Genomic DNA, 26,007 nt, shown 5'->3' on the forward strand with positions numbered 1-26,007 from the left:
ATTATTTTTGATTACTCATGTAGCTGAGCATCTCCTGCAGTATTTGATCGGGTGATTGCTCTAGATGGGCTACGACGCCTGCATAGTCTTCTGCAGGTCTGTTCTGACTGAGTTTGAACTTGCCGGTAAGTCTTGTAACGTTAATTTCAATGCCCACAATTGAATTGAGCATCATCTGAATATATTCTTCAGGGGCATCACTTACTTTCCAGCTTGATTGATAGGTAGGTTCATGTAGATTGGTTAATGTAGAAACGTGATCAAGTAACCAGGCAGAATCGTTTATTAACTTCAATTGACCGTGAGCATGGGCCACTGCATAGTTCCATGTCGGTACTACCTTGCCAGTCTCTTTTTTAGAGGGGTACCAAGAGGGCGTGATGTAGCCGTGTGGACCATGAAAGATGGCGGTTAATTCAGGTTGACCTTGCGATGCAATTTGGGCAATTGGATTTGTTTTGGCTATATGCCCATGCAAACGTGTTCCATCCTCGCTGAGCATTAAGGGGAGGTGATTAATTTCACTTTGACCATTCAAAATACCAACCACGGTTGCAAATGGATATTTACGGATAAATGCCCCCAGTAGCGCGGCATCTTCAATTTGAAAAAGTTTTGGTAGGTACATATCTCACATCGCAAATAGGTGTTGTTATTGACAGCACCATATCAGAAAGCTATGGGCGAGTCGACATAGCCATACCCAATTTTTCCCTTAAATAGGGGGTATATAATGAGAATCGTTCTTATTAAATTAAAAAGTGACCGCTTTCCATGAACTTGGATCAAGTCCAATTAGGCAATTTATACCGTGTTAGCGGGATTCATGCCCCTAAGGGTGCCCCTCAATTAAAGGGGCAGCTTGAAGATATTGGTTTTTTGCCAGGAGAACAGGTCACATTACTACGCAAAGGTTTTTTGGGTAAAGGCCCTTACATGGTTCGTGTTGGTGCGTCTACTTTTGCATTGCGTCAGTCTGAAGCAAGTATGATCGCAGTGGAATCTATTCCAAATGCCTGAATCAACCATCCACTTTTTTCCAAGCGAGCCTTTGGTTGCCCTGCTGGGTAATCCAAACTGTGGGAAAACAGCCTTATTTAATTTACTCACCGGCAGTCGGCAGAAGGTTGCCAATTACTCTGGTGTCACCGTTGAGCGTAAAGAAGGCCGCCTGACGCTTGCCTCAGGAAAAGTGCTGCGCGTTTTGGACTTGCCCGGAGCCTACAGTCTGTATCCCCGGTCCTTAGATGAGCGCGTGACCTGCAATGTCCTTATGGGTAGAGCGGAGGGCGAGAAAAAACCGAACTTAGTGATTTGCGTTTTGAGTGCAATGAACTTGCGCAGAAACTTACGACTTGTTTTGGCTGCTAAACGTCTGGGGATTCCTTGTGTCGTCGTTCTGAATATGCTTGATATTGCTAAACGACAGGGCTTGGAAATTGATACTACTGCATTGTCAAGAGAGCTTGGTTTGCCGGTCTTGACTAGTATCGGTATTCAAGCAAATGGCGCGGATGATATTAAGCGCTATCTCAATGAATTGGATTGGCGCAATTTGCATAGCCTTCATTCAGGCGTGACTGATTTGGATCAAGAAAAGATCGGGGAGCACATTGCGCATGCGGAGACGGATAATGTCTCGGTTCAAAAAATTCTGCGTAATTTGAATTTGGATCAGGTAATTCCCGATCGTTTTAGTGACCGCTTGGACTCTGTTCTATTGCATCCAATCATCGGCCCCATTATTTTGGCCGTACTCTTATTTTTCATATTCCAGGCGGTTTTTAGTTGGGCCAACTTACCAATGGAGCTGATTAAATCATCCGTTGAGTATCTTGGGGGAGAGTTAAGTGCTTTATTGCCGAATAATTGGTTTCGGAGCTTGTTGATCAACGGTATTTTGGCAGGCTTAGGCGGGGTAGTCATATTCTTGCCGCAAATTTTGATTCTATTTTTCTTTATCTTGTTGCTTGAAGAATCGGGTTACTTGCCACGCGCCGCATATTTGCTTGATCGAGTGATGGGCTCAGTAGGTCTCTCGGGTCGATCATTTATCCCACTCTTATCGAGCTTTGCCTGTGCCATTCCTGGAATTATGGCTACCAGAAGTATTTCTAATGCACGCGATCGTTTGGTGACCATTTTAATTGCACCCATGATGACCTGTTCAGCGCGTTTGCCCGTTTACGCTTTATTGATTTCGGCATTCATCCCCGATAGAAAGCTTTGGGCTGGCATTGATTTGCAGGGCCTAGTGTTGTTCATGCTTTATCTTGCTGGCATTTTTGGAGCCATGGCAGTTGCATGGATTCTCAACCGTTTTACAAGTGAGCAATTTAGGATGAATGCCTTGATGATGGAGTTGCCTAGCTACCATCTGCCGCGCCTAGGCAATTTAGCGATCAGCTTGTGGCAGCGTGCAGAAATATTTTTGCGTCGGGTGGGTGGAATCATTCTGGTCATGACCATTTCTTTATGGGCTTTATCGAGCTTTCCTTTGCCGCCTGAGGGTGCTACGGGTTCTCCGATTCAATATAGTCTTGCGGGCATGATGGGTGCCGGCTTGGCTCATATCTTTGCGCCTATTGGCTTTAATTGGCAGATCAGTATTGCCTTGGTGCCCGGAATGGCAGCGCGTGAAGTGGTTGTGAGCTCGCTTGCAACTGTTTATGCCTTATCAAGCTCGAGTGCGGATGCGGCCGATGCTTTGATTCCTCTCATTTCTAGCGGATGGTCCTTAGCAACCGCACTTTCCTTGCTGGCTTGGTTTGTGTTTGCACCACAATGCTTGTCTACTATTGCAGCCGTTAAGCGGGAAACAGGAGGCTGGAAAATACCTGTGATTATGCTCGGCTACCTATTCTTTTTGGCTTATTTGGCATCCTTTATCACCTATCATGTGGCGCTAGCATTTGGTTTGGGCTAACCCCCCCTGGGTGATTCTCTGGATCTGTTTTTTCTAGCGCAACATTTTCAAGTGCAGTACTATCTCAAAAGTAGTCTAAAAATATAAAACAATATTAGGAGATAGTAATAATGGGTTCACGTCGTCAATTTATTAAAACCGTTTCTGCATCCGGTGCTGGTCTCGTAGCAGCTTCTGCAATGGGTGTGATGCAAGAGGCATCCGCACATCCAACTTCAGTGTGGGGCGGGGATATTTACAGTGGTCCACATGAGATGGTTAAAAACAGCAAAATTCTTTCCATTAAAAATCCCGACGGCACTGAGACCCTCGGAGTTGTGACTCCTAAGGGCGTCATTGATGTTCGTGCCGTGGCAAAGAAAATGAAAATTTCAGCGCCTTTGACGCTCGATCAATTGCTTCAAGAAGGTAATGCAGCCGGATTTAATAAGGTGGTGGCGAGCGCTGATAAATCTGGCGTACCTTATTTGGATGAGTCCAAGATTACGTATGGCCGTCTCTTTAAGAATCCAGGAAAAATTATTTGCGTAGGCTTGAACTATCGCCAGCATGCTGATGAAGTTGGTATGGCGCGTCCAGCAGTGCCGCCACTCTTTAATAAGTACAACAATAGTTTGGCTGCCCATAACTGTGTCTTAGAAATCCCGCCACCGGAGATTTCTTATAAGCTTGATTATGAAACTGAGCTATTAATTGTGGTTGGTAAGCGCATGCGTAATGTTCCAGAGGCGGAAGCCTTGAACTATGTGGCGGGGTATTGCACTTCAAATGATTTTTCATCACGCGATCTGCAGCTAGAGCTTCCAAGCGGTCAGTGGATGATTGGTAAAACTTTAGACCAGTACGCACCCATTGGGCCTTATTTTGTTACTAGCGATTTGGTGGGTGACCCCAATAACCTGAAGATTCAGACTTGGGTCAATGGCGAGATGCGTCAAAACTCGAATACATCTGACTTTATCCACAATACCCAACATATGCTTTCTTACATCAGTAAGTATTGGGCCTTAGAGCCAGGGGACATTGTCTTTACAGGCACCCCACAAGGTGTGATTTTGGGCATGCCAAAAGACAGGCAAGTTTGGCTGAAAAAGGGCGATAAGGTAGTCAGTTATGTTGAGAAACTGGGTGAGCTTAAATTCACCTTGGGCTAAGTCTTCATTTCACTTTTGGGTCAGCCACCTTTGGGTGGCTTATTTATTTAAAACCGAGGAATATCGAGTGAGTAGAAATACCTTATTAAGAAATCTTTTCTTTGGTTTTGCATGTTTGGTGGCGACCATCAGCAATGCGGCTACAGTGCAAGAGCAGATGGATCAGTTTCCAGCGGTGAAGCTCGCAGTTGAAGAACTTGTGTTAGCCAATCATATTTTGTATCAGCAAAATGCGGTCGACGGCTATGGGCACATCAGCGTTCGCAATCCAAGCAACCCAAATACTTTTTTCTTATCTCGTAGCATTGCACCTTCGGTTGTCCAGGTCGAAGACATTATGGAATTTGATATGAATGGACGCCCCCTTAATGGAGATGCTCGCACTGCATACGGTGAACGATTTATTCATAGTGGCATTTTGCGCAATCGGCCTGATATTAATTCAGTGGTGCATGGCCATGCTTCTGCACTGCTACCTTTTGGCCTAACCGGTACAACTCTGAAGCCGGTCTACCACATGAGTGCTTTTTTGGGTGAGGGCGCCCCATTGTTTGAGATCCGTCATTTTGCAAAGCCGACCCCAGACTCAGATATGTTTGTTGGGAACCCCGACCTAGGCGATGCTTTGGCTAGCACATTAGGATTACAGTATTTTGTCTTAATGCGAGGTCATGGTTATGCAGCAGGAGCAGATTCAATCAAGAAGGTTGTCTTCCGTAGTATTTATGCCATCCAGAATGCGAGCATCCAGTCCGAAGCGATGAAGATGGGTACAGTTCAGTACCTCAGCCCTGGCGAGGCTCTAGCGGCACAAGAGACCATTGAGAAAACCATAGGGCGCCCTTGGCAACTTTGGAGTGAGCAAGTCAAAAAACCCTAATCATTGTTAAACTCTTGCCGATGCAAGCCCGCCTACTCCTTAGATTATTTCTGATTGCCTTTTTGGTGGTAATACCATCAATCAGTCAGGCAGTTCTGCAAGATGAAATTCAGGTCTATGACGATGAAATCAATGCCAAGGGAGAGCAGAGCCTCGAGTTGCATTTGAATAACACCCCAAGAGGTGTTAAGACTCCCAGCTACCCTGGCGAGGTCATGAACAATAACAATACCCGCATTACCCCGGAATATGCCTATGGTCTTGGTCATGATCTTGAAGCGGGCTTGTATATCAACTCGGTGGTGAACAATAGCACTTGGAATTATGCTGGCGCTAAGGTGCGGATGAAGTGGTTGCCTTATCACGAAGAGAAGGGCGACCCCGTGTTTGCTGGTGTCAATATTGAGCTTTCTAATACGCTGCCTCAGTATGAGCAATCTCGTTATAACTCAGAGGCGCGCTTTATTTTGGGCAAGCATATTGATGAGTGGTTGTTTGTGATCAATCCGATTTTTGACCAACAGTTATCTCAGCCATATGTTCATCAAGGCCCGGACTTCAATACAGCAATTAGGATCTCTAGGGAAGTTGCTCCAGATTGGTCTGTGGGAACTGAGTTCTATTCGAACTACAACCAAATTGGCTCGGGCCCGATTTCCTATCCAAATACCCAGCAATTGGTTTTTCTCAAAGTCTATTGCGATGGTGGTCCATTACCATTCCAAGCGGGTATAGGCAAAGGATTTACCAATAGCAGCGATACCTTAACGGTTATGGCTATTCTCTCTATTCCATTGCCATAACCATCATGGTCTTAGAGGCACATCATGTAGAGCTGATTGGTTACTGCGCCGCTTTTTTAACTACCATTGCATTTGTGCCACAAGCGCTACAGTCTTGGTGCACCAGGGATCTCTCAGGCATTTCTCTTGGTATGTATAGTCTATTTACTGCCGGTGTAGGTTTATGGTTGGTATACGGCTTGATTATTGAAAAGTGGCCACTGATTCTGGCCAATGCCCTCACTTTTGCATTGGCATTAAGCATCTTATTTTTGAAATTGAGCAACATCTCTAAACCCAAGTAATCTCAGCAAAGGACTGTAAATGAATTCAACTTACGTGATTGATCCTCCAGCCATTGTTTCTTTACCCGTTGTGGGAGAGACTCGTCGATTTGCTGTTAATCGAATTTTTTGTGTTGGCAGAAATTACGCTGACCATGCCCGTGAGATGGGCCATGATCCGGATCGTGAGCCACCTTTCTTTTTCATGAAGCCAGCTAGTTCGATTGTTGCTGACGGCAACAATATGACTTATCCAGATCTGTCTAATGACGTGCATCATGAAATTGAGATGGTAGTTGCTATCTCTCAAGGTGGAGCAAATATTCCTGCCGATAAAGCCCTTGAGCATATCTATGGTTATGCGGTAGGACTAGATATGACGCGTCGTGATCTGCAAGGGGAGGCCAAAAAAATGGGTCGCCCTTGGGATACTGGTAAAGCCTTTGATCAATCTGCTCCTTGCGCTGCAATTACGCCAGCCGCAATCTATGGTCACCCCACGCATGGCTCTGTGCAGCTCATGGTGAACGGTGAAGTACGTCAGTCTGGTGATCTCAATCAATTGATCTGGAATGTACCTGATACGATTGCCTATCTTTCGACTTTATTTACATTGGAAGCTGGCGACCTCATTTTCTCTGGTACACCAGCAGGTGTTGGGCCAATTAAAAAAGGTGATGTTTTGGAAGGTTTGGTTGAGGACTTGACCCCTCTCAAATTGACGATTATTTAACTCGGTTATTTCACAAGAAAGTGCATATGCTTAAGCTGTTTATATTGTTTGCAATCAGTCTTGGAGGAGGCGTTCTTCTGTCCTCTTGTGCGAACAGTACTGCATCGAATTCTCAGGCGCAGCTTCAAAGCCCAAGCCACAATCTTTTTGAGCAGGCAGCCCCCTTGGATCTGGGCTTAAGCACTTGGCCCTATCCTTACCCAACGCATGAATTTAAGACGCAGCTCCAGGGTCAAGCGGTCAGCATGGTGTACATGGATCAAGCGGCCCAGGGAGAGCAGAAGGGTGTCGTGGTTTTATTTCATGGGAAAAATTTCTCGAGCGATTATTGGGCGCAAACTATTGCTGCTTTAACGCAAGCCGGTTACCGTGTGATTGCACCCGATCAAATTGGCTTTGGTAAATCATCTAAGCCCGATGTGGACTACCATTTTGATGAGTTAGCTGCCAACACTAAGGCATTGCTCACCTATTTAAAAATTAAACGCGTCAATGTGATCGCTAACTCAATGGGTGGAATGTTGGGCGTACGGTTTTCTATTCTCTATCCGAGTATGGTGGAAAAATTGGTTCTTGAAAATCCCCTGGGCTTGGAGGATTACAGTAAAGATATTCCTCCGCAAACCAATGCCAATCTTTTAAAATTAGAGATGGCTCAGACTGAGATGAGTTACCGACGCTTTTTGCAAAGCTACTTCCCAACATGGAAACCTGAGTACGAGCGCTTTATAGAAGTGTATGTGCGCGTACAAAAAGGGGCTGATTATCCTGCCTATGCCAAGGCATCCGTTTTAACGTATCAAATGATTGATCGCCAGCCAGTAGTCGGTGATTTACCTAATCTCAAGATGCCGGTTCTGCTGGTTATCGGTCAAAAAGATAAGACCGTATTTGGGCGCCGTTTTGCTCCACCCCAAGCAATTAAAGCGCTTGGTAATTTCCCAGAGCTTGGTCGCAAAGCGGCAGTAGCAATTCCAAATGCCAAACTAGTACCGATTGAGAATATCGGCCACGTTCCTCATATTGAGACCCCAGATTACTTTAACCAGATTGTTCTGCAGTTTTTAAACGGGCGCTCTTAACTTATTTTCCTTGCCATTGCGCAGGCCTTCCTTCTAGGAAGGACTTCACGCCTTCTTTAAAGTCTGAACTGTTATACGTCTCTCGCATGATGGCAGCACAGTCTGGCAAATTGCTTTCAATCAATTGGGCCAAAACAATTTTGGTAGATTTTTGCGTCAAAGGGGCGAGAGCGGTCATTTTGGCTGCTAGTGCATCTCCCGCCTGAGTGATTTCTTCAGCCGAAGCAATTTGATATAGGAAGCCTGAGGCTAGTAATTCAGGTGCCTTGATTAATTCGGCAGTGAGCAACATTCTCTTGATCATTGGAACACCCAGATGGGCACTGAGCCAAGAAAGATTGCTTGCTGATAGACAATTTCCTAAAGTCTTCGCGACTGGAATACCGAAGCGGGCTTCCGGCGTTGAAATTCTAAAATCACATGCCGTGGCAATTAAAAGTCCGCTACCCGTTGCAACCCCCTCGATGAGAGCAATCGTTGGAAAGGGGAGGTGTTGAAAAGCGCGAAAAATATGATCAACTGCTTCTTCGTAGGCAACATTCTTTTTCAGGTCGACAAATTGCTGTATGTCGCTACCGGATACAAAAGCGTGATTACCAGCGCCCCTCAAGATGGCAACGCGTATTTCCGGCATTTTTGTAAGCTGATCGCAAATGGCCTTCAATTGCTCGTACATTGGCCAGGTCAATGCATTGCGTGCCGAGGGATTATTAAAGGTAATGCGAGCCATCACCCCGGTTACCTCTAGTTGAAGACAGGGTGCATTATGAGTGCTATTAGGGGTGGTATTCATGGGCCCATTCTATACAAAAGCACCCTCAAAACTGTCTTTCTGGCTTATCCCCACATCCTGATATAGAATTCCCTTATGTATATGTTCCTCCCTTTCCTGACAGCCTTTATCGGACTGGTCTTTGTCTGGTTTGAGAAACGCCTGCCCGCTTTAACTGCAGTGGCCATTACCGTTGCAATTCTGATGTACTGGTTCCATTTCCACGCTACTGATCACTTGAATATTAGCCTGTGAGCAAACATTCCTTCCCCTCGCTTGCAGCCCTAGGCAACCAACTCTGCTTGCTGGCAATTATTGGTGTTCTTTCTTATGCATTCGTAGATCAGTTTTATTTTGGTGAACTACCTTGCCCGCTATGCCTTTTACAACGAGTTGGTTTTGTCGTGATAGGAAGCGCGATTGCTTTAAATATTCGTTGTGGCGCACACTCTGCTCACTATGGGTGGGGGATATTTGGTGGCTTGGTTGGCATGATGGTTTCCTTGCGCCAGATCCTCTTGCATATTGCTCCTGGCGACCCTGGCTATGGAAGTCCTTTTTTGGGCTTGCATTTCTATACCTGGGGATTCATTGGTGCCTTGGGTCTTCTAGGTGGCCAAGCGATTTTGTTAATGTTGCCTAATCGTGAAGTGCGTTCACGCTCTTGGTTTGCCAATGCGCTGATTTTGATTTTCATGCTGCTTGTTTTTGCCAATCTGCTTTCTACCCTCTTAGAGTGTGGCATGGGTCCTTGTGCAGATAATCCCATTGCTTATGATGGCTTGATTGCATTGCGAACTCGCTTCGGTTTTTAATACCACCTTTTTTGCTCATGCTGCAATATCCTAAGGCAGCGAGGATCTTCCTTGCAGCTGCATGCATCATCCTTATCAATCTCGCACATTGTCTTTGTGCCCAAGCCCAGAGCGCAAACAACCCCCTAAAAGCTTGGCCCAAACAGCCTATTAAAGTGATTGTCAGTTTTACCCCAGGTGGAGCACCAGATATCTTGGCTCGTGTCTTAGCTCAACATTGGCAGCAAGCACTGGGCGTTCCTGTCTTGGTTGAGAATCGACCTGGATTTGGTGGGAATATTGGGGCAGATCTAGTGGCCAAAAGTGAGCCTGATGGTTATACCTTGTTAATTGGTACCGTCGGTATACACGCGATTAATGGAGCTCTCTACGAAAAGATCTCTTTTGATCCAGTGAAGGATTTCACGCCAATTAGTTTTTTGGCAAGCACACCTAATGTATTGGTGGTCAATAAACAGCTCGGGGTAAGTAATCTACAAGAGCTCATTGAATTGGCTAAAGCTAAACCCAATCAACTGACATTTGGTTCTTCTGGTGTGGGCACCTCACTGCATATGTCAGGTGAGTTATTGAAGGAGATGATTGGAATCGAGATACGTCACATTCCTTATAAGGGACGCGCGCAATCACTGCCGGATTTACTGAGTGGTCGCATATCCATGCTGTTTGATAACCTATCTTCAGCCTTACCTTTAATTCGCTCTGGAGACATTAAGGCGCTGGGCGTAACGACCTTAAAACGTTCACGCTCTGCCCCAGAAATTCCTACGCTAGCAGAGCAAGGCCTGCCAGGGTTTGAGGCGGTCTCTTGGTTTTCCTTAATGGCTCCAGCGCATCTGGGATTACCGCTCCAAAAGCGCTTAAATGAGCTTACAAGGCAAGCCTTCAATGATCCAGAAGTTCGCAGTAAACTTTTAGCGAATGGTTTGGATCCAGCCCCAGGAAGCCCTGAGAGTTTGTCAAAATTGATTGAGTCTGAGGCGCTCAAGTGGGGTAAGGTAGTGCACAAGACAAGGATTAAAGCGGATTAAAATTACCACAAGCCGTAAGTATTTATGTGGCAAAAGGAGTCTAATGGATAAGGAACGGTCAATGAAGAATATGAAGAAAATCATCCCCTTATTTTGGATCTTATGTGGATCCTTAGCTAGCCTGCTGCCAAGTGCGGCATTTGCAGGGCCTTATGTAGGTTGGAATGTTTCGGTAGGTGGCGGCGGCTGGTATCCAGGCCCTTATGGCGGCCCTTGGCGACCAGCCGGTTACTATGGTGGCTACCCATATCCTGTAGTGGGATATGCCCCACCTGTAGTGTATGCAGCACCCCCTGTTTATATGGCGCCTCCTCAGCCAGTGGTATTGGCTTCACAACCACAACCATCTGTATGGTATTACTGCGCTGAAAGTGGGAAATACTATCCTTATGTAGAATCCTGTGCTGGTACCTGGAAAATTCAGCCGGCATTGCCGCCAGCGAACCAATCTGGGCCACCACCAAGTAATTAATTTTTTGTGTTTTTATAGGATTTAAAAATGAAGCGTGTCATCTTATCGGCAGGATTAATTAGTGTCTTGGCAGCATGTGTATCTGCCCCAACTGGTCCAACGGTTGCCGTTATGCCTCGTCAAGGCAAGCCATTTGAGGTATTCCAGCAAGAAGATCAGCAATGCCGTGAGTTCGCTGCAAATGCGGTTAAGGACACCTCGAATGCCGCTTTAAAAGATGGTGCCACTAGTGCACTGGTTGGCGCTGCCTTAGGTGCGGCTGCTGGCGCTGTGATTGGTGGGGGTAGTCATACCAACGTCGGTACTGGTGCAGGTGTTGGACTCTTAGGGGGAGCTGGTTTAGGTGCGATCAATGCTTCCGGTAAGGAAAACCAGGCACAAGGACAGTACAACATTGCTTATCAGCAGTGTATGTATGCTAAGGGGAATCAAGTACCCAGTTACAAAGGTAATTAATTTTTTAGAAGAATTTAAACCTGAATGGGCGGATGCGTAGCTTCAAAGCGCGCAGCCGTTCTTCTAAAGAGATACAGCAAGAGGGTAGCTGCAAGACCGAGGCTAATACTGTTAGCAGCCCAAAAGCCGCTGGCACCTTGTAAAAATTGCGGCGTATTGCCAAACACATTAAAGCCCAATAAATAACCTCCCACGAGGCCAACACCCCACAGGGAGCCTGCATAAATGATCATCGGCCAAAAGGCAATTCGATAGGCTCGCAGAATAAAAGCTGCGGTGACCTGCAAAGCATCAAACACTTGATAAAAGGCGATGAAGAAAAAGAGCGGCACCGAAAATACCTTCACAGCCGCCGGGGGATCATACAAATCTAGCAGTGCAAACTTCGAGAACCACACTGCACAACCAATGAAGACACACAGGCAGGTGGTAAAGAAAACCGCAGACCAACCAATCTCCTCCGCACGCTCTTGCTGGTTGGCGCCAATCGATTGAGATACCAGCGTCATCGTTGCTATCGAAAGTGAGAGGGGCACCATGTAGATGACGGTTCCCATATTGGCAATGATCTGGTGTCCTGCTAAGGCAGTTGTCCCAAGCCTAGCGATAAATAAAGACATGAAGGTGAATGAAGTAACTTCGATCAAGTAACTAAAACCAATTGGCGTGCCTAGCTTAAGAAGGGTCCAAATGCGATGCCAATCAGGCATGCTAAAGCGGCTGAAGATTTGGAAGGGCTGATAGAAGCGATCAAGTAATACAAAGCTGAGGGTAATGATGAGCCAAAACCAATTGACGATGATGGTCGCGACAGCACAGCCTGGACCGCCCATTGCAGCAATTCCAAAGCCGCCATAGATAAATAATAAATTGAGGGGGAGCTTTAATCCCAGTCCAATCAGTTGTACAACAGTAATCACAGCTGGGCGAGATACGGCATTGTGAAGCGCCATCAGAATGCGCATGCCCATGCTGGCAGGTAAGCCGTATGCCAAGATGTTGAGGTAGAAGCGAGCCTTGCCTTCAATGTCGGCAGTCATATGTGAAATCTTCAGAATTTGCTCTGCATTAGTCAGAATGAGGCATCCGAGCAAAGTCAGTCCGATCGCTAGCCAGCCTGCCTGACGTACCTCTTCACCAATTTCATCAAAGCGCTTGGCTCCAAAAAGTTGCCCTGCTATGGGTGCTAATGCCGATATCACTCCAGTAAGCCCAACATAAATGCTAATAAAGATAGCGGATGCCATGGCAAGAGCGGCAAGATCATCTGCGGAATAGCGTGCGGTCATAGCGGTATCGAGTACACCGAATGCAATTACTGCTAATTGTCCGACTAATAAGGGGGCGGCTAATTTGAGAAGGGCGGGGATATCTTCGCGTAAACGCGAGAGCTTAAAGTGCAGCACGACTTATTCCGGACGCACTTGATATAGTCTGAGTCGCTCATCTCGGTCTGCTGCTCGACGATCTTCCCAAAGCAAAATGAGTTTCTTGTTGTTCAGGCTAGCGTAGGCTTTAGCATCCGATTGATTGTGTGTCAGTACCCATGGGCAACTCGGATCATCGCGCAAAGGTAAGTTGGTGAAGTAATCAAAGGATGCGAGTTGGGCTAGTCCAATATTGCTGCTATCAATACAACCAGCATGTTTGGAGCTCACATAAGCTAGTCGCTGCGCAACATAGCGATAGGTTTTTGCGTAGTTAATCGTTGGTAACCACAGCGTCATCAATAGAACCCACATCAAGGTTGTACCAGAGGCAGAGATGATCAGGCAGCGCCAAATTTCCTTAGGGGCGCGTGAGGTTCTCCAGCGCACGACTGCTAACCAAATTCCAGTAATGATGCTTGCCACCACAAAACTGCGCCAATGAAACTGCCCTTGGAAGCCTGGCAATAAACGCTCCATATTGGCAGCAGTCGATTCTGGAAAGCCCGTTACCTTAGCCAACCAAATCACCCAAATTGCAATTGCAATCAAGGTAAAACTGAACATCGCAAACCAGTCTATAAAGCTGATGAGGCTGCGCTTTAAGATCGGCAAGCTGAAGGCAGCAATAATCGATAAACTGGGAATCAAAATAATCAGATCATGTTCATTCGCCTCGAGACGGAAGAGTACATAAATCAAGCCGCCAATAAATAGACTCAATGGAATGCATAGATGGGGGGCGCGCCAACCACCCGCCTCCCTAGTCTGACCCCAGTGGGCTAGAGAGATCGCTGCTAAAGGCCAAACGGGCCAAGCATAGGCCCAAAAGTTCACGCTAAAGAAGGCAAGCGACTCAATCGATGGGCTTGCTTGCATCGCAGGCATGTTGCGCCAACCTGCTTGTGCAATGTGGCGCCATTCAGGAGTGAGATTGAAGTAATGCCAAAGCGCTGGCCAAACTGCAAAACCAATTAAGCCAAAGACAGTGCTAGTCAATGTCCACCGAAAGCGTAGTTTGGCATTGCTGGCAATCACTGCCACGATAGTAGAGCTCACTACGATCAGCGATAGAGTGAGGTTGCTCGAGAGTGCAACAATCAGAATGCCAAGACCTGTCCACAAACCACCTTGCCAGGGCTTATCTAAGCCGCGCACGGTGCCATACAAGACAATGGAGAGCCCCATGAGTTGCGCCATCATTGGTGTTGTCTCATGAGTACGTTGCGCTAAGCCTACGCAAGCCAAAAAGATGAGTAGAGCGCCATCGGCCAAGGTCATGCCATAACTCTTGCGATCGGGTTGTCCGCCTACCGCTAAGGCCATGGGCTGGACTTCTTGGCGCCGACCTAAAAGATAGGTCGCATACCAAATAGCTAATGCAGATGCAAAAAAACAAATCGCAGAGTAGAGGCGTGCAGCATTGGCATCACCAATATAAGGACCAAAGAGGTCCATGAGGGTAGCGCCCATCCAATAAGGTAAAGGGGGGCCCAGCGATAAATCACGTCCCGCTAAGTGCGGCACGATCCAATCAATAGTATTGCCGTGATGCGCATTCCACATGGCGCCAAAACCAATGGCATCCTCATTTTTCCAGGGATCCCGAAGAAACAAACCGGCAAAGCCATAGACCAAGGTCAACGCAAAAATAATGATGCGTGGAATAGATTTTGTGGCGGCGGCGGTGAGTTTAACCATGTATGAATTAGTAATAAAAAAGGCAGCAAACGCTGCCTTGATTATCTCGTAGGGAAAGGAATTCCCAAAGCCCTACAAAGTGACTAAGTAAATTAAGCCTTTTTCTTGGCTGGCTTTTCAGCAGCTTTCGCTTCTGCAGCAGCTGCTTTTTTCTCAGCAGTTTTTGCAGCGCCATCACCAGTAGACTTGGCAACGGACTTGCTACCGAATTTCTGACGGAATTTCTCAACACGACCAGCTGTATCCATAATCTTCTGGGTACCGGTGTAGAAAGGGTGAGATTCAGATGAAGTCTCGATCTTGGCCAATGGATATTCATTGCCATCCTCCCACTTGATTGTCTCTTTAGTGGACATGGTGGAGCGAGTCTTGAAGCTGAAGTTATTAGAAACGTCTACAAAGACGATTTCACGATATTCGGGGTGAATGCCAGGTTTCATTGTTAGTCCTATTAGCGAGCAGCCGTTTAAGTTAATCAAAGGATTAAGCTAAATACTTACCCAAGTTAAAAGCAAATTAGTAAAGCGTTAAAGGCGAAATTATGCCATGAAATCAATGGGAAAGAGCGCTTTTGCTACTTCCCCAAGGGTAAATTAGCCGCCTTTACGCATTAAATCGAAGAATTCACCGTTATTTTTAGTTGATTTGAGCTTATCGACGATAAAGTTCATTGCTTCAATATCATCCATGTCAGCCAATAATTTGCGTAAAACCCAGATTTTTTGTAGGTTTTCCGCTTTAACCAGCAATTCCTCACGGCGGGTACCGGATTTATTGAGGTTAATCGCAGGGTAGACACGGCGTTCAGCCAAACGACGCTCTAGGTGAACTTCCATATTGCCAGTTCCCTTGAACTCCTCATAGATCAAATCATCCATACGGCTACCAGTTTCGATCAAAGCGGTTGCCAAAATCGTGAGGGAGCCGCCTTCCTCAACATTACGTGCCGCGCCGAAGAAGCGTTTTGGGCGTTGCAATGCATTGGAGTCCACACCGCCTGATAGAACTTTTCCTGATGATGGAATTACGGTGTTGTAGGCACGCGCCAAACGGGTAATAGAGTCGAGCAAAATAATCACGTCTTTGCCCATCTCTACCAAGCGCTTGGCTTTTTCGATGACCATCTCAGCAACTTGTACGTGACGCACGGCTGGCTCATCAAAGGTTGAGGCAACTACTTCACCGCGAACCGAGCGCTGCATTTCAGTAACTTCTTCTGGGCGCTCATCCACGAGCAGAACAATCAAAATAGCATCTGGATTGTTGGCAGAGATTGCATGGGCAATATGCTGCATCATCACGGTCTTACCGGATTTGGGTGAGGACACAATCAAACCACGCTGACCAAAACCAATGGGCGAGATCATGTCAATGATGCGGCCAGTTAAATTCTCTTCAGCTTTGATATCACGCTCTAAATGAATAGTGCGATTTGGGTGCAGCGGCGTTAAATTCTCGAACATGATGCGGTTCTTGAGAGCCTCTGGAGCTAAGCCGTTGATCTTGTCCACTTTCACCAAAGCAAAGTAACGCTCGCCATCTTTGGGGGTACGTACTTCACCTTCTACGCTGTCACCAGTGTGCAAGTTAAAGCGGCGAATCTGCGCAGGGGAGATGTAGATATCGTCTGGAGAGGCCATGTAAGAGGCTTCAGGAGAGCGCAAGAAACCAAAGCCGTCAGGCAATACTTCTAATGTGCCATCACCAAAAACAGTCTCACCGCCCTTAGCGCGTTTTTTCAAAATCGCAAACATCAATTCTTGTTTGCGCATCCGTTGGGTATTTTCAATCTCCAAGCTGGCTGCCATTTCAAGCAGGGCGGATACGTGGAGGGCTTTGAGTTCGGTTAATTGCATATGGTTCTCGGGTATTAATTAAAGGTGTAGGTGTGCTGAACGCTTGTTTGGGGATATGGCCGTCATGAAGAAAATCAGACGGATTGGGAAAAACAGAATTTGGGAGATTTTGCTAAAAAGAAGGGGGGTAGATTACTGGAAATTGGGGCACTTCAAGTGCGCTGAATAACTTATTAACGCCATACTACACTAAAAAACCACAGGCTCAACTGGCGAACCTGTGGTCGAGGACTATTTACAGATGACTATCGATAAATGCAGTCAGCTGGGATTTAGCAAGGGCGCCTACTTTTTGAGCGGCAACCGTGCCGTTTTTGAACAAAATCAGAGTAGGAATGCCGCGAATATTGAATTGGGCGGGTACGCCTTGGTTCTCATCAACGTTCATCTTAGCGATTTGGAGCTTGTCACCGTAATCAGCAGAGAGCTCTTCTAGGATGGGGCCAATCATTTTGCAAGGACCGCACCACTCCGCCCAGAAGTCGAGCAACACAGGTTTGTCAGATTTGAGGACGTCCTGCTCGAAAGAGGCGTCAGTTACGTGTTTAATGCCGGCACTCATGAAAATTCCTTATTTAGGCTTATTTAGTTATTGCAATACAACGCTTATATTAGCAATAAGCCACACTTTCTGCCTGAAAATCAAAATTTACCTCAAATAAACTCAAAAGAACCCAAGCTAACCCAAGCCCTCATGTCTGCCCCATTTCCTCAAATCACCCCGCAAGATGGCCCAATTGCCTGGGCAATTACGCCTGATGCTTCTGCTCTGGAGCAGTTGGCAAAGGGAATTTGGGATTGTGCCAAGCAAACGGGGCAGCGTCCCTTGGTCGTCTTGAGTACCGCAGGTCCTCTCATGGGTGTGAGATCGGCCCTGGAGAAGTATCGCCCCCCACTTGGCGAACTGAATCCAAAAAACGCCTTCTTACCGCAAGTGATGAGTTTCAATGATTGGCTTGAGGCGGCGCCAGGCGCTTGGAGATTTCCTAAGAAGCAAACGGATTTAGAGCGTTGGTTAGGTGTCTTTGCTGCTATCCAAAAAGAAAAGGATCTGCGAGTTTGGTTCAAGGCGGAGAGTGAGGCGGGTGCTTGGGGATTGGCGCAAGCCATTATTGAAGCTTGCAACACCTTATCCGAAGCCCTGAGCCCACGTTTGCAAAAACAAATTCATGCACTCATGGAGCAGGGTGCTCAATTCGCAATCGGTGAGGCTTGGATTGATCAAGTCAAAGAATTGCTTGAGTTGAGCATCTACCAGGTCTATCCGGAGCTATCTCGTAAAGTAGTGGATAGGGAGGCTAAGGTCTTATTAGCATTCTGGCGCTTCATTGCAAGTGCAAGTGATCCAGCCTTTCGTAAACAGTTTGCGATGTTTGCCCACCTTGATGCGGCTGCTCAGGCTCATCGGGCCGGTGAGCTTAGGCCCTTGATTTGGGTTGAGACGGCAGACCCAACGCCAATCGATCAAGAGATCGTGAGTTCACTCTTGCGGCAATATGCGCACTATGCACCCGTAGTTGAAGTCAAAATGAATTGGGAGACAGTGGGTCTTTGGGCTGAAGCGATTGGCGGTGAGATAGCTTGGGCTCAAGCCATAGCAAACGATAAGAAAGCAGACCCTACAAACTGGCGCCTCATTGCCGCAAAGCGCTTTGAAGAATTGGCGTGGGTAGCAGCAAAAGCAATTGAACAACACCTGATTGCGGGCAGGAAAAACATTGCCTTGGTGGCGCAAGATCGCTTAGTTGCTAGAAGAACCCGTGCACTACTTTCTCGGTTTGGTCCTGTATTAAATATCCGCGATGAGACTGGCTGGAAGCTTTCCACCACCCGCGCAGCCGCCGCATTAATCAGTTGGCTGGAATTAATTAAATCGCCCAAAGATGGGCCAACTACCAAAGTTTTATTAGAGTTTTTGAACAATCCATTTTTGGATTTAGAAAACGAGCATTTCCTAAACCGAGAAAAGGGTTCCTGTGTTGGTTTAATTGCCGAGCTTGAAGATATTTTGATTGCCAGTAAAGCAGGTTCTGGATGGAAAACTTTCCATTTGGCGATAGAGGGCGTTGGAGCGAATGCTTTAAAGACCTCAAGTGCCCAACCAAATCCTGCCTTATTCCAGCTGATCCAATTTTTGCGACAGCGTCACTATGAGTGGCTAGCAATCAAGGGTGATTGCAAGAAGGCTTATGAGCTTTTGCAAAAGAATTTAGCCGCTACTGGCATGGCAATTGGTTTGGAGTTTGACGCGGCTGGTAAGCAATTGTTGGAGGTGTTGGAGTCGCTTGATTTGGGTGAGTCAGAGCAGCAAGCAGTGCCGATGCGTTTAGCGGAGTGGCTGAGTTTACTTAGAACGATCCTTGAAAATGCCAGCTATCAAGAGGGTGGCGGAGAAGCGCAAGCCAGTTTGAGTGTATTGCCCCTTAGCTCTACGCGCTTACGCGATTTTGATGCTGTCGTGATGGTTGGTTGTGATGAGCAGCAATTACCTGCGTATTCAGAGCCGCCATTATTTTTCTCGGATGCGCTGAACACTCTGCTCAAGACCTCCACAATTCAATCGCAGTTTGTCCAGCAAGCTCGTGATTTATCTGGCTTACTTGCATCGTGCTCTTACGTCGATCTTCTTTGGCAAAGTACCAGTAAAAACGGCGAGCCACTGCGACCGGCGGCATGGATACAGCGTCTACAAAGTCAAATTCAATGGGAGGCGATGAGTCTGCCACTACCTAGGCACGAGTTTGCGGTTAAACCAATGGCCATGTCGGTTGCACACTTTGAAGAAGATGTGCCATTACCGCTGTCGATGAGTCCCAGTGCATATAAGGCATTACGTGATTGCCCATATCGCTACTACGTTCGTAGTTTGTTGGGTCTGCGTAAAGCCAAAGGTTTGGACGAGGGATTTGATGCCTCTCTAGCCGGCCAAACCTTGCATGCTTTATTGCAACGTTTTTATCAAGCGCTCAAAACCCAAGAGCACACTATGCCAACATTAACAAGGGATATTGAGTTGCGCCGTGCCTGGATGCAAGAGCATTTGTTGATGTATTCGGAGCAAGAGTTTGCGGGGTTGATTGAAGGCGATGCTCGTGTCATGGGTACTTTGCGCGATTGGCAAAAGCAAATTCCGAGTTTTATTGATTGGCAACTCCAGCGCGAGGCCCAAGGTTGGGAGTTTTTGGTGGGTGAGGCCAAAGTAGGTTTTGATTTGCCATTTAAAACGCCTGGGGGCGATCTAAAACATCTCCGAATTGAGGGCTATGCAGACCGTTACGATGTCCAGAATGAAAATAAGAAGTTAGCTAGCGTGATTGATTACAAAAATCAAAGTTTTGGAAAAATCAAAAAGCGCGCTGAGCGTCTCTTGGATGATCCGCAATTATTGATCTATGCTAGCGCAGCCAATCAGCGCCATGAGGATCATCGCATGGCCGGTCATGAGGTTGTGAATGCCGAGTGGGTTTCACTAAAGGCTAGTTTAAGTAAAGGCGACGAAAACGCGGTACGCGCTCAAGTAGTAGAAGATTTGTCTGAACAGATGGCGCGCTTTAATGCACAGATCACTGAAGATGTGGAGGCGCTATGGGCTAAAAAACCGATGGCAGCATTTGCACCAGATGGTGTGTGTCAATTCTGTGAAGCCCGTGGTGTTTGCCGCAAGGGGGGCTGGTGAATCCCGAGTTAAACACCTTAGCGGCAAACGATGCAGCGCCAAAGCTGCCATATTCAGCAGCATTAGCTTGTGATCCTCAGCGATCAGTTATCGTTTCGGCCTGTGCCGGCAGCGGCAAGACATGGTTATTGGTTGCGCGCATGATTCGTCTTTTGCTTGATGGTGTTAAGCCACAAGAGATCCTGGCGCTGACCTTTACACGTAAGGCTGCCCAAGAGATGCGTGATCGACTCTATGGCTTGCTCGAGCAATTCTCAAAAGACGATGATGTGCAGTTGCATAAAGAGTTAATTGATCGAGGGGTAGATCCCACTCAAGTTGCTGTCTATTTACCCAAAGCAAGGGCGCTCTACGAGCAAGTATTAGCCAACCCTCAGCCAATCGTGATTGATACCTTTCATGGCTGGTTTGGTCGCTTGCTTGGCTCTGCTCCTGTATCGCTCGGAATTCAACCTGGATTTAGATTGCGTGAAGATGCTAAGCGTTTGCAGGAGGAGTGTCTCAGCGATTGGTGGGGTGATTTAACGGAAGAACTAAAGGCGCATTACGACGTGCTACTGAAGCACCTAGGCGCACATGAAACCCAAAAGTTCTTAATGGGCAAAGGTAGCCTCTTTAAACAAAGAGGCGCATGGACTTTTTTTGCTAAAGAGTGCAAAGAACAGGGCTCAACACCGATTGAGCGCTTTAAAAAAACCTTGTTTCGATTAAATGTACCCAATCCACTGCTTGCGCTTTGGGATGCTCCCAATGCCCTCAAAAATTTGGAATTTTTAGCTCTCTGTTTGAAAAATAGCAGCACAAACGATCAAAAGCTGCTTCCTTATCTCTTGCCAGCACTTGTCTGTAAAAAGCGCGGTGGCTCAGTCATGGAAGTGGCTGGAATTTTTCAATATACATTTTTGACAAAGGATCCGAAATATCGCGAGAGCAATGACAAGATATTGGGCGACTTAAAAACTTATTTAACAAATGAAGGAATGGCTCATCGGATTGAAGAGCATATTTCCTTTAAGCAAGCTTGGGGCCATGCTTTTGAAGAATACCTGCAATGGCAAGCAGAGCAAGATATTTTTGCTATCAACCAAGCTTGGTTTGCACTGACTGAATCAATGATGGCATTCGCCGAAGCGCAAAAAGAGAATATGCGTGTACGTGACTTTGATGATCTAGAAATTGGGGTCAGCACTTTAATGGCTGACTCTACCAATGCAGCCTATTTGCAGGCGCGCTTAGACGCCAGATATAAACAGATCTTGGTGGATGAATTTCAAGACACCAATCCATTGCAATGGCAAATTTTGCGCTCCTGGTTGGCAGGCTACAGCGAGGGGGACGATAAGCCAAAAGTATTTATTGTGGGTGATCCTAAGCAATCGATCTATCGTTTCCGTCGTGCTGACCCGAGACTCTTCGCAAGTGCCAAACATTATCTCCATTGGGAGTGGGACGCTGTCTACATAGAGCAGGATAAAACCAGGCGCAATGCGCAGGACATCAATGAAGCGGTAAACCGTATTTTTAAGAGTGAGTTACTGCCTGAAAAATATCCTTACTCGCGACAGGAAACTTTATGGACTGCTGGTGATGAGGGCAGGCCACACGAGGATTATGCAAAAGTAGGCGAGGCCTATATCTTGCCTTTGGTGGCTTACGAGCAACCATCGGATGAACAGCGTAGTGGCAGTGCCTTTGATGATCCGATCATCGACCCAGGCAAGACAGTAGCGGATGTTCAGCGTATGCATGAGGGCAAAATGATCGGGCGTTTAATTAACCATCTGCTTGCTACTCGTCAGGTTGCAGATAAAGACGGCGGTAAGGATATTTGGAGAAAGGCTAGGCCAAGTGACTTCTTGTTGCTGGTCAAGCGCCGCAGCTATTTGTCTCAATACGAGAAAGCCCTGCAAGATGCAGGTCTGGCTTATGACAGCTCCCGTCTAGGTGGTTTATTAAACACCCTAGAGGTCGATGACCTGATTGCCTTGCTTACGGTATTCATCTCGCCGCGCCATGATTTACCTTTAGCCCAAGTTCTGAGAAGTCCGATCTTTGGATTTACAGAACAGCAAATGCAAAAACTGGCTATAGCGATGACTACCGAGCGTTATCGTACTTGGTGGGATGCACTGCAAGATAGCGCAGATGAAAAAATACAAAAAGCAGCACGCTTTTTACTGCATTGGCAAGTCTTGAGCGAGCGTTTGCCGGTGCATGATTTGCTCGATCGCATTTACCAAGAGGGTGATGTACGTATTCGTTACGCCGCCATTTGTCACGAGCGTTCACGAGCCCAAGTCTTGGCTAACTTAGATGCTTTCTTGGGGTTGGCTTTGAATCAAGATGGTGGTCAATACCCCAGTCTGAGCCGTTTTATTAATGAGATTAATCTCAAGCGCCGTGGCGATGATGATGAAACCCCTGATGAGGGTGATGTGGATACTACTAGCGAGGACAATTTAGTTGAGCTAGATGAAGATAGCGAGCTATCTATCGAGGAACAGAATCAGCGCGTTCGCTTGATGACGATCCATGGTGCCAAGGGGCTGGAGGCGCCTTTTGTGATTGTCCTTGACTCCAACAATACGGATACCTACGTTGATCACAGCGGAGTCCTCATGGAATGGGCGCCCGAGGAGGCTAGCCCAAGTCATCTTTCCTTATTTACCAATAAAACATTGACTAGTCCTCGCACCGAAATCAACGATGAAGAGAAGAGAATTGGTGAAAACGAAAACTGGAACTTGCTGTATGTGGCAATGACGCGGGCGCGTCAGGGTCTATGGATCAGCGGTGACGCACAAAAGCCAAGCAAAAAGAACCCCGATGGTTTGGATCCATCCTCTTGGTACGGCAAAGCACTTAAAGCAGAACTCCCTCTTTATAAGCTGCCCAATGACATGCCGGTAGAAGAAGGGTTACAAACCTGGAAAATTGCTCAAGCAGAAAAAACAGTAGCAGCAGATACAAATAGACTAGCCAGCGTGGATGATTTTGTGATTCATTGGAGGCCCGCTATCGAGAGTCACGAGCAATTGCTCAAAGATATTGAGAGTGGTGTGACGGCCCAGGTATGTGCCGATGATGATCGGGTCAAAGAGTCTGACCCTGAGATCTTGGAAGAGGGTGTGTACTTTCATAAATTACTGGAGTTCTTGGTGCCGCATTCCGGTAGTACGCAGCAAGACATTGCTATGCCAAGTGAACAAGAAGTGATGAGCTGGTTAGAGGTTGATCAAAGCAGTGCTCAAAAAGTCTTAAAACGCGCACAGACGGTGCTGGATTCTGTAGAGCTGACAACTTATCTCAGGTCGGGTCCATGGATACAGGCCTGGAATGAGCTGGATATTGCCGATGAAAAGGGCAGAAACTTCCGCATAGATCGCTTGGTTGAGTTCGATACATGTTTAGCGATTCTTGACTACAAGTTAACCATTCCAGATATCGATACCGAGAGCTACAGCAAATATCAGGCGCAGCTTGCAAACTACCAAAAAGAGTTGGCACGCATTCGGCCAGATAAGCCCAATAAGGCCTTTTTGATATCAGCTGAGGGCAAAATCAAGCAAATCGGCCAGACCCTTGAAATACCCCATTAAGTCCCCCTATAGTCGGTATTGGATTGAATTCCAAGATCCCTCAAAGTGGGGATAATCAGAAATCACCCCTAAAGGAGTTGCAATGAAGACGTATGGTTTAACTAAATCAGTAGTCAATCTATTTATTGCGAGCGTATTGCTGTGTAGTGGTTTAGCAATGGCAGAGCCCACCTTGCCAGAGGTTTACCAAACCATTGAATCAGGGCAGTTGGCTAAAGCCGATGCCATGATGAAGGAGGTTTTGCAAAATCATCCCAATAGCGCTAAAGCCAATTACATTGCTTCTGAGCTTTACCTGAAGGAAGGTAAGTTAGATGAAGCAAGAAGTGCATTTGCCCGCGCTGAAAATATCGCGCCTGGACTGCCATTTGCGCAGCCTGAGTCAGTCCAGAGATTAAAAGCCCAGCTTACTACTCATAGCGCTTCTGTGCCAATGCAAACAGGTGCAAGTTCTATTTTTGGCAATCCGATCTTTTGGATTTTGATTGCCGTCTTGGTGGGCGGCGTTTTCTTTTTCTTGCGCAAACGCCCTCAGCCCGTTCAGGTCTATAACGCCCCGAGTGCTGGTGCACCAGGCGCATATCCTGGAGCAGGCTATCCCAATGGTCCATACCCTGGTAATCCAGGAATGGGTGGGAGTGGTTTGATGGGTAGCTTAGCAACCGGCGCCGCATTAGGTGCTGGTATGGTTGCCGGCGAAGCCTTGGCCAGCCACCTCATGGGTGGACACCCCAATGCTGGAAATGTGAACTCCGACTTTAATCAGGTAGGTGGTCAAATGCCTGATCAAGCTAACTTCGGTGTCAACGATGCCAGTTCCTGGGATGATGGCGGTGCTAGCTCCTGGGACGACAGCGGCGGCGGCGACTTTATGAGTGATGTGTAATCACTTCACTGCCATGAAGCCAATCAATCAACCTAATTCAATTAACTCAAAGTAACCCAACCAACAGCAACTCAACAGAAAGCAATCCATGTCATTAACCATGTATCAAGCATCAGCACCGCAAATTAAAAAGATGTTACTCAACCTTTCCGCGCTTCTTAAAAAGGGCGAGGCTTTTGCTGCTAGCAAAAACATCAATGAGAGCGTATTGGTGGATGGACGTTTATTCCCTGATATGTTCCCCTTGAGTAAGCAGGTGCAAATTGCCTGCGATCAAGCTAAAGGCGGTATGGCCCGTTTAGCCGGTCTTGAGCCACCGAAGTTTGACGACAATGAAACGACCTTGGCGCAATTGCAAGAGCGTATTGCTCAAACGGTGACATTTTTAGATACGATCAAGCCAGAGCAGATTGATGGTTCAGAAGCCAAAGAGATTAAGTTCTCCATTAAAGAGTGGAACTTCGAGTTTGTAGGTCAGCAGTATCTATTGACTTGGGTTATTCCGAACTTCTATTTCCATGTCACGACGGCTTACAACATCTTGCGTCACAACGGCGTTGAAATTGGTAAGTCAGATTTCTTAGGGGCTTAAAATAAAGTCATGGAACGTTTCACTGAACTAATCGATACGATGAGCCCCTGGTTTTACCGGGCTACTATCTATTTATCGGATAGCTTCTTAGATGATCCCGCTATTTTGGCGTTTGCCTTTTGCTAAAAACCACCTCCGGGTGGTTTTTTCTTGGGTCTAGTGGTATTTCTCTATAAAAAGGCTTGCCAATTGGGAGTAGATTGAATCAGTCTTACTCCTCTCGCATTTCAAGATTGCACAATGCGATTTAGCGCCTTAATTAATCGAAGGGAAGCTTCATGAAATCCAAGCCATTGAATCTCAATGCGACAGCTCAGCAAACTAGGGTGCTTGAAGCATCTAAAGCAATGGGCGCGGTAGCAGCCAGTAAGGCCAAAGAGATTATGAAACTCAATTCGCAAGCTGCTCAAAAAATGACGGCGCTCATTCAAGAGAAGGTCACTGAGTTACTGCAGACCTCTAATCCCAAATCGGTATTCGATATGGTGCACGCGCAAATCTTGCAAGATGCTGCGAAAGAGGTGGTGGAGTATCAAACCGCTGTACTGAAGACCTTGGGCACTGGCAATCAAGAGTTGGTGCAAATTGCCCAAACCATGGTTGAGCAATCCAAAGAAGATCTCATCCACTTTGTCAATGAGGCTACCGAGAATGCCCCGATTGATGCGGCAGGTTTTAACTCCGCCTTTCAGGATCCCTTTAAGGCAGCCCTGCAAAACTTTGAATTGATGCGGGCCGCCATGGCAGACTCTTTTGGCTCTTTTGAGAAGAATGTGGAGAATATGACCGCACTGGCCAAGGCTCCTGCCCAGAAGCGGACAGCCAAAAAGGCCTAAAAACCACACTCCAGGGGCTTTAAAGGAGGGGTAATGCAATAGTGCTT

The 26,007-nt window shown here is 46.8% G+C and carries 25 protein-coding genes; 18 read left to right on the top strand and 7 right to left on the bottom strand.

Annotated features, from left to right (window positions below):
* Nucleotide 1: 1 nt before the first annotated feature.
* Complete coding sequence (locus M2125_RS02235; protein WP_076023029.1) at nucleotides 2-628, bottom strand: FMN-binding negative transcriptional regulator; 627 nt, start codon at nucleotides 626-628, stop codon at nucleotides 2-4.
* 146 nt (nucleotides 629-774) lie between these two features.
* Between M2125_RS02235 and M2125_RS02240 the strand changes: the two genes are divergently transcribed.
* From M2125_RS02240 to M2125_RS02275, 8 genes are all read left to right on the top strand, one after another.
* Nucleotides 775-1,020 carry a FeoA family protein gene (locus tag M2125_RS02240; protein ID WP_076023030.1) on the top strand — a complete coding sequence of 82 codons (246 nt, stop codon included), beginning with the start codon at nucleotides 775-777 and terminating at the stop codon, nucleotides 1,018-1,020.
* On the top strand, nucleotides 1,013-2,926 hold the full coding sequence (feoB, locus tag M2125_RS02245) for a ferrous iron transporter B (protein ID WP_280742419.1): 1,914 nt from the start codon (nucleotides 1,013-1,015) through the stop codon (nucleotides 2,924-2,926). The genes M2125_RS02240 and feoB overlap by 8 nt, the downstream gene beginning before the upstream one ends.
* A gap of 110 nt (nucleotides 2,927-3,036) precedes the next feature.
* A complete protein-coding gene (locus M2125_RS02250; RefSeq protein WP_280742420.1) occupies nucleotides 3,037-4,080 on the top strand; it encodes a fumarylacetoacetate hydrolase family protein in 1,044 nt (347 codons plus the stop codon).
* Nucleotides 4,081-4,147: 67 nt separating this feature from the next.
* The gene (locus M2125_RS02255; RefSeq protein ID WP_158025467.1) at nucleotides 4,148-4,960 is read left to right on the top strand and encodes a class II aldolase/adducin family protein; all 813 of its coding nucleotides are present in this window, start codon (nucleotides 4,148-4,150) and stop codon (nucleotides 4,958-4,960) included.
* 20 nt (nucleotides 4,961-4,980) lie between these two features.
* On the top strand, nucleotides 4,981-5,763 hold the full coding sequence (locus tag M2125_RS02260) for a hypothetical protein (protein ID WP_076023033.1): 783 nt from the start codon (nucleotides 4,981-4,983) through the stop codon (nucleotides 5,761-5,763).
* Nucleotides 5,764-5,768: 5 nt separating this feature from the next.
* Nucleotides 5,769-6,047, top strand: a complete 279-nt coding sequence (locus tag M2125_RS02265; protein WP_076023034.1) for a SemiSWEET transporter — start codon at nucleotides 5,769-5,771, stop codon at nucleotides 6,045-6,047.
* A 19-nt stretch (nucleotides 6,048-6,066) separates the two neighbouring features.
* The gene (locus tag M2125_RS02270; RefSeq protein WP_076023035.1) at nucleotides 6,067-6,759 is read left to right on the top strand and encodes a fumarylacetoacetate hydrolase family protein; all 693 of its coding nucleotides are present in this window, start codon (nucleotides 6,067-6,069) and stop codon (nucleotides 6,757-6,759) included.
* 26 nt (nucleotides 6,760-6,785) lie between these two features.
* Nucleotides 6,786-7,841 (top strand): alpha/beta fold hydrolase, encoded by a 1,056-nt coding sequence (locus M2125_RS02275; protein ID WP_277539927.1) that lies wholly within the window; start codon nucleotides 6,786-6,788, stop codon nucleotides 7,839-7,841.
* Between the two features lies 1 nt (nucleotide 7,842).
* On the opposite strand, the gene M2125_RS02280 is transcribed toward M2125_RS02275, so the two are convergent.
* Nucleotides 7,843-8,634 (bottom strand): enoyl-CoA hydratase/isomerase family protein, encoded by a 792-nt coding sequence (locus M2125_RS02280; protein ID WP_277539925.1) that lies wholly within the window; start codon nucleotides 8,632-8,634, stop codon nucleotides 7,843-7,845.
* Between the two features lie 75 nt (nucleotides 8,635-8,709).
* Between M2125_RS02280 and M2125_RS02285 the strand changes: the two genes are divergently transcribed.
* The 5 genes from M2125_RS02285 to M2125_RS02305 all read left to right on the top strand — a co-directional run bounded on the left by M2125_RS02285 (nucleotide 8,710) and on the right by M2125_RS02305 (nucleotide 11,387).
* Complete coding sequence (locus tag M2125_RS02285) at nucleotides 8,710-8,868, top strand: DUF5993 family protein (protein WP_277539923.1); 159 nt, start codon at nucleotides 8,710-8,712, stop codon at nucleotides 8,866-8,868.
* Nucleotides 8,865-9,428, top strand: a complete 564-nt coding sequence (locus tag M2125_RS02290; RefSeq protein WP_076023038.1) for a disulfide bond formation protein B — start codon at nucleotides 8,865-8,867, stop codon at nucleotides 9,426-9,428. The genes M2125_RS02285 and M2125_RS02290 overlap by 4 nt, the downstream gene beginning before the upstream one ends.
* Before the next feature lie 17 nt (nucleotides 9,429-9,445).
* Nucleotides 9,446-10,459, top strand: a complete 1,014-nt coding sequence (locus M2125_RS02295) for a Bug family tripartite tricarboxylate transporter substrate binding protein (protein WP_280741789.1) — start codon at nucleotides 9,446-9,448, stop codon at nucleotides 10,457-10,459.
* A 61-nt stretch (nucleotides 10,460-10,520) separates the two neighbouring features.
* Nucleotides 10,521-10,931, top strand: a complete 411-nt coding sequence (locus M2125_RS02300) for a hypothetical protein (protein ID WP_277539920.1) — start codon at nucleotides 10,521-10,523, stop codon at nucleotides 10,929-10,931.
* A 27-nt stretch (nucleotides 10,932-10,958) separates the two neighbouring features.
* Nucleotides 10,959-11,387 (top strand): hypothetical protein, encoded by a 429-nt coding sequence (locus M2125_RS02305; protein ID WP_076023039.1) that lies wholly within the window; start codon nucleotides 10,959-10,961, stop codon nucleotides 11,385-11,387.
* A 14-nt stretch (nucleotides 11,388-11,401) separates the two neighbouring features.
* Here M2125_RS02305 and M2125_RS02310 read toward each other — a convergent pair whose 3' ends face one another.
* From M2125_RS02310 to trxA, 5 genes are all read right to left on the bottom strand, one after another.
* Entirely contained in the window at nucleotides 11,402-12,793 is a 1,392-nt protein-coding gene (locus M2125_RS02310; protein ID WP_076023040.1) for an MATE family efflux transporter, read from the bottom strand.
* Nucleotides 12,794-12,796: 3 nt separating this feature from the next.
* A complete protein-coding gene (locus M2125_RS02315) occupies nucleotides 12,797-14,515 on the bottom strand; it encodes an ArnT family glycosyltransferase (RefSeq protein WP_280742421.1) in 1,719 nt (572 codons plus the stop codon).
* 92 nt (nucleotides 14,516-14,607) lie between these two features.
* The gene (locus tag M2125_RS02320) at nucleotides 14,608-14,955 is read right to left on the bottom strand and encodes a type B 50S ribosomal protein L31 (RefSeq protein ID WP_076023042.1); all 348 of its coding nucleotides are present in this window, start codon (nucleotides 14,953-14,955) and stop codon (nucleotides 14,608-14,610) included.
* 153 nt (nucleotides 14,956-15,108) lie between these two features.
* Nucleotides 15,109-16,371, bottom strand: a complete 1,263-nt coding sequence (gene rho, locus M2125_RS02325; RefSeq protein WP_076023043.1) for a transcription termination factor Rho — start codon at nucleotides 16,369-16,371, stop codon at nucleotides 15,109-15,111.
* Between the two features lie 235 nt (nucleotides 16,372-16,606).
* On the bottom strand, nucleotides 16,607-16,933 hold the full coding sequence (trxA, locus tag M2125_RS02330) for a thioredoxin TrxA (protein ID WP_076023044.1): 327 nt from the start codon (nucleotides 16,931-16,933) through the stop codon (nucleotides 16,607-16,609).
* 132 nt (nucleotides 16,934-17,065) lie between these two features.
* Here trxA and M2125_RS02335 point away from each other — a divergent pair, with 132 nt between their 5' ends.
* From M2125_RS02335 to M2125_RS02355, 5 genes are all read left to right on the top strand, one after another.
* Nucleotides 17,066-20,047, top strand: a complete 2,982-nt coding sequence (locus tag M2125_RS02335; protein WP_280742422.1) for a PD-(D/E)XK nuclease family protein — start codon at nucleotides 17,066-17,068, stop codon at nucleotides 20,045-20,047.
* The gene (locus M2125_RS02340) at nucleotides 20,044-23,646 is read left to right on the top strand and encodes a UvrD-helicase domain-containing protein (RefSeq protein ID WP_280742423.1); all 3,603 of its coding nucleotides are present in this window, start codon (nucleotides 20,044-20,046) and stop codon (nucleotides 23,644-23,646) included. Before M2125_RS02335 ends, M2125_RS02340 begins: the two co-directional genes overlap by 4 nt.
* 82 nt (nucleotides 23,647-23,728) lie before the next feature.
* On the top strand, nucleotides 23,729-24,532 hold the full coding sequence (locus M2125_RS02345; RefSeq protein ID WP_076023045.1) for a tetratricopeptide repeat protein: 804 nt from the start codon (nucleotides 23,729-23,731) through the stop codon (nucleotides 24,530-24,532).
* A gap of 88 nt (nucleotides 24,533-24,620) precedes the next feature.
* The gene (locus M2125_RS02350; RefSeq protein WP_076023046.1) at nucleotides 24,621-25,124 is read left to right on the top strand and encodes a DUF1993 domain-containing protein; all 504 of its coding nucleotides are present in this window, start codon (nucleotides 24,621-24,623) and stop codon (nucleotides 25,122-25,124) included.
* Between the two features lie 278 nt (nucleotides 25,125-25,402).
* Nucleotides 25,403-25,960: a phasin family protein gene (locus M2125_RS02355; RefSeq protein ID WP_076023047.1), complete on the top strand. Its 558-nt coding sequence runs from the start codon at nucleotides 25,403-25,405 to the stop codon at nucleotides 25,958-25,960.
* Nucleotides 25,961-26,007: the final 47 nt, after the last annotated feature.

The sequence above is a fragment of the Polynucleobacter sphagniphilus genome, assembly GCF_029892205.1.
GTDB lineage: Bacteria > Pseudomonadota > Gammaproteobacteria > Burkholderiales > Burkholderiaceae > Polynucleobacter > Polynucleobacter sphagniphilus.

Excerpts from the sequence above, each read along its gene's own strand:
- M2125_RS02235 (WP_076023029.1), bottom strand. The coding sequence starts at position 628 with ATGTACCTACCAAAACTTTTTCAAATTGAAGATGCCGCGCTACTGGGG.
- M2125_RS02240 (WP_076023030.1), top strand. The coding sequence starts at position 775 with ATGAACTTGGATCAAGTCCAATTAGGCAATTTATACCGTGTTAGCGGG.
- feoB (WP_280742419.1), top strand. The coding sequence starts at position 1,013 with ATGCCTGAATCAACCATCCACTTTTTTCCAAGCGAGCCTTTGGTTGCC.
- M2125_RS02250 (WP_280742420.1), top strand. The coding sequence starts at position 3,037 with ATGGGTTCACGTCGTCAATTTATTAAAACCGTTTCTGCATCCGGTGCT.
- M2125_RS02260 (WP_076023033.1), top strand. The coding sequence starts at position 4,981 with ATGCAAGCCCGCCTACTCCTTAGATTATTTCTGATTGCCTTTTTGGTG.
- M2125_RS02265 (WP_076023034.1), top strand. The coding sequence starts at position 5,769 with ATGGTCTTAGAGGCACATCATGTAGAGCTGATTGGTTACTGCGCCGCT.
- M2125_RS02270 (WP_076023035.1), top strand. The coding sequence starts at position 6,067 with ATGAATTCAACTTACGTGATTGATCCTCCAGCCATTGTTTCTTTACCC.
- M2125_RS02275 (WP_277539927.1), top strand. The coding sequence starts at position 6,786 with ATGCTTAAGCTGTTTATATTGTTTGCAATCAGTCTTGGAGGAGGCGTT.
- M2125_RS02280 (WP_277539925.1), bottom strand. The coding sequence starts at position 8,634 with ATGAATACCACCCCTAATAGCACTCATAATGCACCCTGTCTTCAACTA.
- M2125_RS02285 (WP_277539923.1), top strand. The coding sequence starts at position 8,710 with ATGTATATGTTCCTCCCTTTCCTGACAGCCTTTATCGGACTGGTCTTT.
- M2125_RS02295 (WP_280741789.1), top strand. The coding sequence starts at position 9,446 with ATGCTGCAATATCCTAAGGCAGCGAGGATCTTCCTTGCAGCTGCATGC.
- M2125_RS02300 (WP_277539920.1), top strand. The coding sequence starts at position 10,521 with ATGAAGAATATGAAGAAAATCATCCCCTTATTTTGGATCTTATGTGGA.
- M2125_RS02305 (WP_076023039.1), top strand. The coding sequence starts at position 10,959 with ATGAAGCGTGTCATCTTATCGGCAGGATTAATTAGTGTCTTGGCAGCA.
- M2125_RS02315 (WP_280742421.1), bottom strand. The coding sequence starts at position 14,515 with ATGGTTAAACTCACCGCCGCCGCCACAAAATCTATTCCACGCATCATT.
- M2125_RS02320 (WP_076023042.1), bottom strand. The coding sequence starts at position 14,955 with ATGAAACCTGGCATTCACCCCGAATATCGTGAAATCGTCTTTGTAGAC.
- rho (WP_076023043.1), bottom strand. The coding sequence starts at position 16,371 with ATGCAATTAACCGAACTCAAAGCCCTCCACGTATCCGCCCTGCTTGAA.
- trxA (WP_076023044.1), bottom strand. The coding sequence starts at position 16,933 with ATGAGTGCCGGCATTAAACACGTAACTGACGCCTCTTTCGAGCAGGAC.
- M2125_RS02335 (WP_280742422.1), top strand. The coding sequence starts at position 17,066 with ATGTCTGCCCCATTTCCTCAAATCACCCCGCAAGATGGCCCAATTGCC.
- M2125_RS02345 (WP_076023045.1), top strand. The coding sequence starts at position 23,729 with ATGAAGACGTATGGTTTAACTAAATCAGTAGTCAATCTATTTATTGCG.
- M2125_RS02350 (WP_076023046.1), top strand. The coding sequence starts at position 24,621 with ATGTCATTAACCATGTATCAAGCATCAGCACCGCAAATTAAAAAGATG.
- M2125_RS02355 (WP_076023047.1), top strand. The coding sequence starts at position 25,403 with ATGAAATCCAAGCCATTGAATCTCAATGCGACAGCTCAGCAAACTAGG.